Below are 368 nucleotides of genomic sequence, written 5' to 3' on the forward strand. Positions count from 1 at the left end.
TGAACCAAGACCTGATAATCGACCGCCACCAGTTGCGCGCGGTCATAACGCAACAGCAGCGCACGCCCGGCGCCGTTATCCAGGCGCTGAATCCGGTCGGTGCGATCACGCTGCACGGTCAGGCGATTGCCGAACACATCGCTGATCGCCGTCAGCCGTCCCGCGCGAAAGTGATAGAACCGCGGACTGTCGCCGGCCAAAGCCAGGATCAGCTCTTCCGGTTCATCACCCAGAAAGATCGCTGCCCGCGACAGGCTGTTGTGAATCGCCGGGCGCGCAGCGTTGGGCAGGGGAAACCGCGTGCGGCGGTTTTCGTGGTCGATCCAGACGACGCCGTCGCCATCGAAAGCCAGGCGATGGGCCAGCGA

Annotated in this window: 1 pseudogene; it reads right to left on the reverse strand. The window is 64.1% G+C overall.

Going from position 1 to position 368, the window contains the following annotated elements:
* Nucleotides 1-368: pseudogene (locus tag HU743_RS27030) on the reverse strand (RHS repeat protein); the annotation flags it as partial.

This window comes from Pseudomonas sp. SWRI99 (genome assembly GCF_014270125.1).
GTDB classification, from domain to species: Bacteria; Pseudomonadota; Gammaproteobacteria; order Pseudomonadales; family Pseudomonadaceae; genus Aquipseudomonas; species Aquipseudomonas hamedanensis.